This window comes from Sphingopyxis sp. (assembly GCF_035998965.1).
Taxonomy (GTDB): Bacteria; Pseudomonadota; Alphaproteobacteria; order Sphingomonadales; family Sphingomonadaceae; genus Sphingopyxis.
The window spans coordinates 1-5,843 of record NZ_DASYHE010000064.1; the positions used below are offsets into that span (position 1 = coordinate 1).

Annotated in this window: 6 protein-coding genes, 2 tRNA genes and 1 pseudogene; 3 read left to right on the forward strand and 6 right to left on the reverse strand. The window is 60.7% G+C overall.

The features are described 5' to 3' along the window. Positions 1-49 precede the first annotated feature (49 nt). A tRNA-Ser gene (locus VGN68_RS11795) sits at positions 50-141 on the forward strand. 87 nt (positions 142-228) lie between these two features. On the opposite strand, the gene VGN68_RS11800 is transcribed toward VGN68_RS11795, so the two are convergent. The 4 genes and pseudogenes from VGN68_RS11800 to VGN68_RS11815 all read right to left on the reverse strand — a co-directional run bounded on the left by VGN68_RS11800 (position 229) and on the right by VGN68_RS11815 (position 2,795). After that, a complete protein-coding gene (locus VGN68_RS11800) occupies positions 229-912 on the reverse strand; it encodes a Fe2+-dependent dioxygenase (protein ID WP_327476887.1) in 684 nt (227 codons plus the stop codon). Between the two features lie 84 nt (positions 913-996). After that, positions 997-1,152, reverse strand: a pseudogene (locus VGN68_RS11805) (TonB-dependent receptor plug domain-containing protein); the annotation flags it as partial. Between the two features lie 11 nt (positions 1,153-1,163). Further along, positions 1,164-1,844: a TonB family protein gene (locus tag VGN68_RS11810; protein ID WP_327476878.1), complete on the reverse strand. Its 681-nt coding sequence runs from the start codon at positions 1,842-1,844 to the stop codon at positions 1,164-1,166. 81 nt (positions 1,845-1,925) lie between these two features. Continuing rightward, complete coding sequence (locus VGN68_RS11815; RefSeq protein WP_327476879.1) at positions 1,926-2,795, reverse strand: alpha/beta hydrolase; 870 nt, start codon at positions 2,793-2,795, stop codon at positions 1,926-1,928. 106 nt (positions 2,796-2,901) lie between these two features. Between VGN68_RS11815 and VGN68_RS11820 the strand changes: the two genes are divergently transcribed. Both VGN68_RS11820 and VGN68_RS11825 read left to right on the forward strand, forming a co-directional pair. Then, complete coding sequence (locus VGN68_RS11820) at positions 2,902-3,693, forward strand: SDR family oxidoreductase (protein WP_327476881.1); 792 nt, start codon at positions 2,902-2,904, stop codon at positions 3,691-3,693. A gap of 640 nt (positions 3,694-4,333) precedes the next feature. Beyond that, a complete protein-coding gene (locus tag VGN68_RS11825) occupies positions 4,334-5,074 on the forward strand; it encodes an FkbM family methyltransferase (RefSeq protein WP_327476883.1) in 741 nt (246 codons plus the stop codon). Positions 5,075-5,210: 136 nt separating this feature from the next. Here the strand turns inward: VGN68_RS11825 and VGN68_RS11830 are convergent. Together VGN68_RS11830 and cpdR are read right to left on the reverse strand one after the other, a co-directional pair. Then, a tRNA-Val gene (locus VGN68_RS11830) sits at positions 5,211-5,285 on the reverse strand. Between the two features lie 70 nt (positions 5,286-5,355). Next, positions 5,356-5,733, reverse strand: coding sequence for a cell cycle two-component system response regulator CpdR (cpdR, locus tag VGN68_RS11835; RefSeq protein ID WP_327476885.1), 378 nt, complete (start codon positions 5,731-5,733; stop codon positions 5,356-5,358). Between the last annotated feature and the right edge of the window lie 110 nt (positions 5,734-5,843).

The window sequence follows — 5,843 nt, forward strand, 5'->3', positions numbered from 1 at the left end:
GCTATAGCGACCCGCCTAGGCCAACTGTCGTTAGCGCGACAGACCATGCGGAGACGTGGGTGAGTGGCTGAAACCAACGGTTTGCTAAACCGTCGTGCTGTGAATGCGGCACCGAGGGTTCGAATCCCTCCGTCTCCGCCATTTTTCCCATCTAAATAACTGAAAAAAGGTTATAATTCAGAAGCGCATTTTCCGCTATCTGGCCCACGAATGGCGCGCGATGCCGTATTAGCTGTCGGCCCAGCGACGCAGCAGATTGTGATAGACACCGGTGAGTTCGATCACCGACCGGTCTTTGCCGCCCAAGTCGCCGGTTAGCCGCTGGACCGCGCGATCGAGGTCGAACAGCAGGCGCCGCGCCTCGGTATCGCGCACCATCGACTGGATCCAGAAAAAGGACGCCACGCGCCGACCGCGCGTGATGGGGGTGACCCGGTGCAGGCTTGAGGATGGATAGACGACGGCGTGGCCCGCGGGCAGCTTGATACGCTGGACGCCATATTGATCCTCGACCAGCAGTTCGCCGCCGTCATAATTTTCGGGGGCTTCGAGGAAGACGGTGATCGACAGGTCGCTGCGCATTCGAAATTCGCTGCCGCGTTTCAGGCGAACCGCATTGTCGACATGCGTGTCGAATTCCTGTCCCTCGCCATAGCGGTTGAACAACGGCGGAAAGATCTTGAGCGGCAGCGCTGATGCGAAAAACAGCGGCGACCGACCGAGTGCGTCGAGAATCATTCGTCCCGCCCGCCGCGCGGCGTCGCTGTCTTCGGGGAGCTGCTCATTGTTCTTGGCCAGGGCGGCCTGATGACCCGACGTTACATGGCCATCGACCCATGCGGCGCCATCGATGATCCGCCGAATGCCGGTCAATTCGTCGGCGGTCAGGACATCGGGGACTTCAATCAACATGGCGGGATCCCTTTGGCGATACCCGACGGGCTGCCATAGCTTGACGTCCTTAGCAATGGCCGGAACGGAAGCGCGGCCGCGCATTCCCGGGCCGCCTTCGGCCGCGGCAAAGGTGATGCCGGGGACGGTCGCCAGTATGTCACGCAACGTAAGCTGATTCTGCTGCTCGATCGTTTTGCCGGTGATGACGGTCACCGTCTGCGGTGTGTCGCGTACCGACCGGGTCGATTTGGGCGATTCCTGTTGAGTCGCTACCGCCCTTCGAGCCACCAGCTTTGGCGCCAGCCATAGGTGCTGGCGATCGGTGCGCCTGCCGCATTGGTCGCAGGTTTGAAACGAAAGCGCTCCTCAATCAGGCGGCACGTCGTGGCATCGAGCCCCGCGTCGCCGCTTGAGCGGCTCACACGGCATCCAGCGACTCGTCCGGTCGGCTCGATCGTGAAACGAACTTCGACCTCGCCGCCAATGCGCGCGCGTCGGGCGGCAGCAGGATAGTCACGGTCCTGAATCGTGCCGCTTTGCCAAGTTGCTTTGCTGCCGCCACCGGTGCCGCTGCCCGACCCGCCAGCGCCGGTGCCGTCACCGCGCCCGCCGGCGCCCGATCCGGCGCCGGGATTGGGTGCGGCGCCCGCCGATGCGTCCTGGCCCGCGCCGGACTGTGGTGCGGCAGCGATAGGAGGCGTGATCGGCGGCAGTTTCGGCTTGGGTGCAACGGCGGTCGCGACCTTGGCGTGCTGGTTCGCTGCGGAGGCTTTGCCGCTCGCTACATTGCTGGCGACAGTTTGCGGCACGACCGGCTCGGGAGGCGGCGCTGGAATGGCGATAGCAGAGATGGCTTCGGTCACCTTGCGGACTAAATTGAGGTCGAGGCCGCTGGCGAAACCCAGACCGACCGCAAAAACAACGAACAGCGCGGCGCCGCCCGATGCCATCCGCTGCCGCCTGGAAATTCGCCCGGTGTACGCCATTGGCCACCCCAAAATGCGCGCCGGTGCGCGCCTATGGCCGCCCGATTAGAGGAAATCGTCTAACGTGGACATGAACCGGTCGAACTGGTCGTGGTGTAGCCAGTGACCGGCGTCTTCGAACTCGATCACCTGTGCGGTGTTGAAATGCGCGAGCCGTCCGTCGCGTTCAGGGTTCGATGCCCAGCTGTTGGCTCCGTACAGCAGCAAGGTGGGGCAGGTGATCGCGCCCCACAGTGCCGCAATGTCCTCCTGCGGCATATCGAATGCGGGCCAGACGTTGAGATAATTATCGAATTTCCAGCTCCAACTGCCATCCTCGTTGCGGCTGATGCCATGGACCGTCAGGTGGCGCGCCTGCGCCTCGGTTAAATAGCTGTTCTCGCCCATCATCCGCGCCAGCGCTTCATCGAGGGTGGCATAGCGGCGCGGGGTACGCCCGGCGGCCTGGCGCTTGTCATCGATCCATTTGCGGAAGCGTTCGGCATAGGGCGTGCTCGCGCGCTCGGCGATGATTTTGGGCGACGGGCCGAGTCCCTCGATCGCGACCAGCTTGCGGACATTCTGCGGATAGAGGCCGGTATAGCGCAGTGCGATGTTGCCGCCCATTGAATGCGCGACGATGCTGATCGGTCCCAGATCAAGCTGATGGATCAACTGCGCCAGATCATAGACGAAGCCGTCCATCGCGTAATTGCCGTCGGGCGACCAAGCGCTGTCGCCGTGCCCGCGCAGGTCGGGGGCAATGATATGATAGCGATCGCGCAGCTTTTCGGCGACCCAATCCCAATTGCGGCAATGGTCGCGACCACCATGAACAAGCAGCAGCGGCGGCGCGCCGCGATTGCCCCAATCGACATAGTGGAGCTTCAGCCGCTGCGAGATGAAGCTGTTCGAAGTGGGGCCGGCACTTGCCATCGGATCGTCCTTGCTGTCTGTTCCCGTTGCAAAAGGCGACCGATCGCAATCCGTCAACCCCGCATCATCACCGATATGTGGACGATAAACGCCAAGGGAGAGAAGCATGACGACATTCCGAGACAATCTGTTGGCCGGAAAGACGGCGTTCGTTGCCGGCGGTACGAGCGGCATCAATCTGGGCATCGCCAAGCGCTTTGCGCAGCTGGGCGCCAAGGTTGCGGTGGTGGGGCGCGACCCGGATAAGGCGTCGCGCGCGGCGGCGGAGATCGGCGCGAGCGCGATCGGGCTATCAGCCGATGTCCGCGACTATGCCGCAATTCGCGGCGCAATGGAGCAGGTCGCCGATCAGCTCGGCCCGATGGATATCGTCATTTCGGGCGCGGCAGGCAATTTCCTGGCCCCCGCACTTGGCATGTCGGCCAACGCCTTTCGTACCGTGGTCGATATCGACCTCAACGGTACCTTCAACGTATTTCGCGGCTGTCACGACCTGCTCAATCGCCCGGGCGCATCGCTGATCGCGATCACCGCAGGGCAGGCGGTCAACGCCTCGGCGCTACAAGCTCACGCCTGCGCGGCAAAGGCAGGGATCAACCAGCTGATTCGCGTCCTCGCGCTCGAATGGGGGCCGGAGGTGCGGGTGAACGGCATTTCGCCGGGGCCGATTGCCGATACCGAAGGCATGAAGCGCCTCGCCCCCGATGCCGCGACGCGCCAGTCGCATTTCGACCGTATCGCCATGAAGCGTTGGGGGAAGATCGAGGAGGTCGCCGAATCCGCGGTGTTCCTCTGTTCGCCTGCCGCGGGTTATATCACCGGGACGATCCTCGATTGCGACGGCGGCAGCCAGGTCGGCGACGCATCGCGCGGTGATCTGGCGCGCGGGATGGCTTGAACGCAGACCGGAACCAAAAACGCCGCCAACCCGGCTGGGTGGCGGCGTTTTAGATGGTGGGCGTGGCAAGGATTGAACTTGCGACCCCTGCGAGTTGAACGCGGTTGTCTGCCCTTAGTCATTGCAGGCACAGCATGGCTCGATGCATGTTGTTAGCCGGACGACGATGTTGAAGGCGACCGCACTATGGAATTGGCGCGGTCGCCGGCAGCCGCCCATGCAAGGAGAATGTCCTGCCGGTGCTGCTCTTTTTGTCCGCCATTCGCAAGCCATAGCGCGAGATGAAGGCTGGAGGCCTTTGAAGTGAAAAATTCGACGACGAAGGCGCGGCCCGGCGCTAGCTTTATATGTTCGACGAGCTTTTGAACGGTCTATCGGGCTTCAACGAGGCAGTCGTCAGTTTTCTCAAAAGCGAGCTAGATCGTCTGATTGAGCAAGTGATCACGTGCGAACGCCCAGAAGTTTCTGAAAGCCACAAGATACGAAGTCACAGCCGCGATATGATCTCGAGCGCATCGCATCCTCCGAAGCCCCATTTCCGAGATGATGCAGTTTTCCAGTGAGGGTGAGGCGCGGTGACGGGAAAGCAACGGCACTACGCATCGCTTAAAAATCAAATGGCTGACGGCGCTTTTTTTTCTTGCAGTCGGAAACTGCCAGCGCCAGTTTCGCCGACATGGTAGATTTAATTCATTGGCACAGCTTCGACGGCAAGATGCTCACGCCAGAGTCAACCATTGTCGATCTGGGCGCAAATCGGGGAGAGTTTCTGACTAAGGTCAGCAACACCTTCGGATGCTCTAATCTTGTCGCGGTGGAACCGAACCCAGAGCTTTTCAAGGAGCTCGCGGAGCGTTCTGACCTGATAGCAATCAATGCTGCGGTGGGTGGGTTCAGGGGGAAGACGAGCTTTTCTATAGATCCGAATGACCTTGCATCCCGCGTGGTCGAGGGTGGAACCGGACCGTCGACGGTGACGGTTGAGCTGATCACCTTGGACGATGTTTTTGAGCGCGCCGGAGTAACGAAGGTAGACCTGCTCAAAATCGACATCGAGGGGCAGGAAATCCCAATGCTCGATGCTGTGTCGGATGAAGTGCTGCGGAACATCGCCCAGATCACCATAGAGTTTCATGACTTTTGCGGGTTGGTGCCGAAGAAAGAAGTTAAGCGACTGCTAGCGCGCCTTCAAGGTCTTGGTTTCTACGTCGCGCGTATGTCGCGCGTCGGCCATCAAGACACGTGGCTGGTGAATACAAAATTTAGGCCGATTGGGCTTGGCATGAAGGCGAAGATTCGGCTGCTCAAATACTCTCGCGGGTTTATGCGGGTTTGGCACAAGCTTTCCAAGGGCTCGAACTGGCACCTCGCTTACGATTGATTGCCCCACTCTAAGGGTGGCAAGTGAGCAATAAGGCCGACGTCGCGTCGAACATAGCGCCGAATTGCGGCATGCCGGTCGAGAAAGGTAGATGTAAAAAGCCCCGCAATCTCGTTGGAGAAGCGGGGCTTTTTAATGGTGGGCGTGGCAAGGATTGAACTTGCGACCCCTGCGATGTCAACACAGTGCTCTACCACTGAGCTACACGCCCATCCCTTGGGGTGACGGCCCCCTAATATCCCCGGCCACGCTTGGCAAGCCCTTCGCGTCCGATGCCGTCGTTATTGTTGGCTCGACCGGTCGGCGCGGCCGAACAGATTGTCGACTTCGCGGACCAGGTCTTTCAGGTGGAACGGCTTCGACAGCAGCTTTGCCTGCGGCACATTTTCCTCGGCGCGCAGCGACACGGCGGCAAATCCGGTAATGAACATGACCTGCGTCTGCGGCGCAACCTTGGCTGTGTGCTGCGCGAGTTCGATGCCGTCCATTTCGGGCATGACGATGTCCGATAGCAGCAGGTCGAAGGTGCCCGAATCGATATAGGGGACCGCGGCGGTGCCGCGATCGACCGCTGTGACGTGATAACCGGCGCTGGTCAGCGCGCGCGCCAGATATTCGCGCATGACGCCATCGTCTTCGGCCAGAAGAATGCGAATCATATTGAAATCAATCCCCTGATCCCTCGACGCGGCCGGTTCCGGTCGGTGGCATGCTTAATGCGAAATCCGCCATAGCGTCAGAGATTTAACAAATTGACTTGGCAGTGCTG

Bases quoted from the DNA above. Each gene is read 5' to 3' on its own strand.
- VGN68_RS11810 (WP_327476878.1), bottom strand. From the start codon at position 1,844: ATGGCATCGGGCGGCGCCGCGCTGTTCGTTGTTTTTGCGGTCGGTCTG.
- VGN68_RS11820 (WP_327476881.1), top strand. From the start codon at position 2,902: ATGACGACATTCCGAGACAATCTGTTGGCCGGAAAGACGGCGTTCGTT.
- cpdR (WP_327476885.1), bottom strand. From the start codon at position 5,733: ATGATTCGCATTCTTCTGGCCGAAGACGATGGCGTCATGCGCGAATAT.
- VGN68_RS11815 (WP_327476879.1), bottom strand. From the start codon at position 2,795: ATGGCAAGTGCCGGCCCCACTTCGAACAGCTTCATCTCGCAGCGGCTG.
- VGN68_RS11800 (WP_327476887.1), bottom strand. From the start codon at position 912: ATGTTGATTGAAGTCCCCGATGTCCTGACCGCCGACGAATTGACCGGC.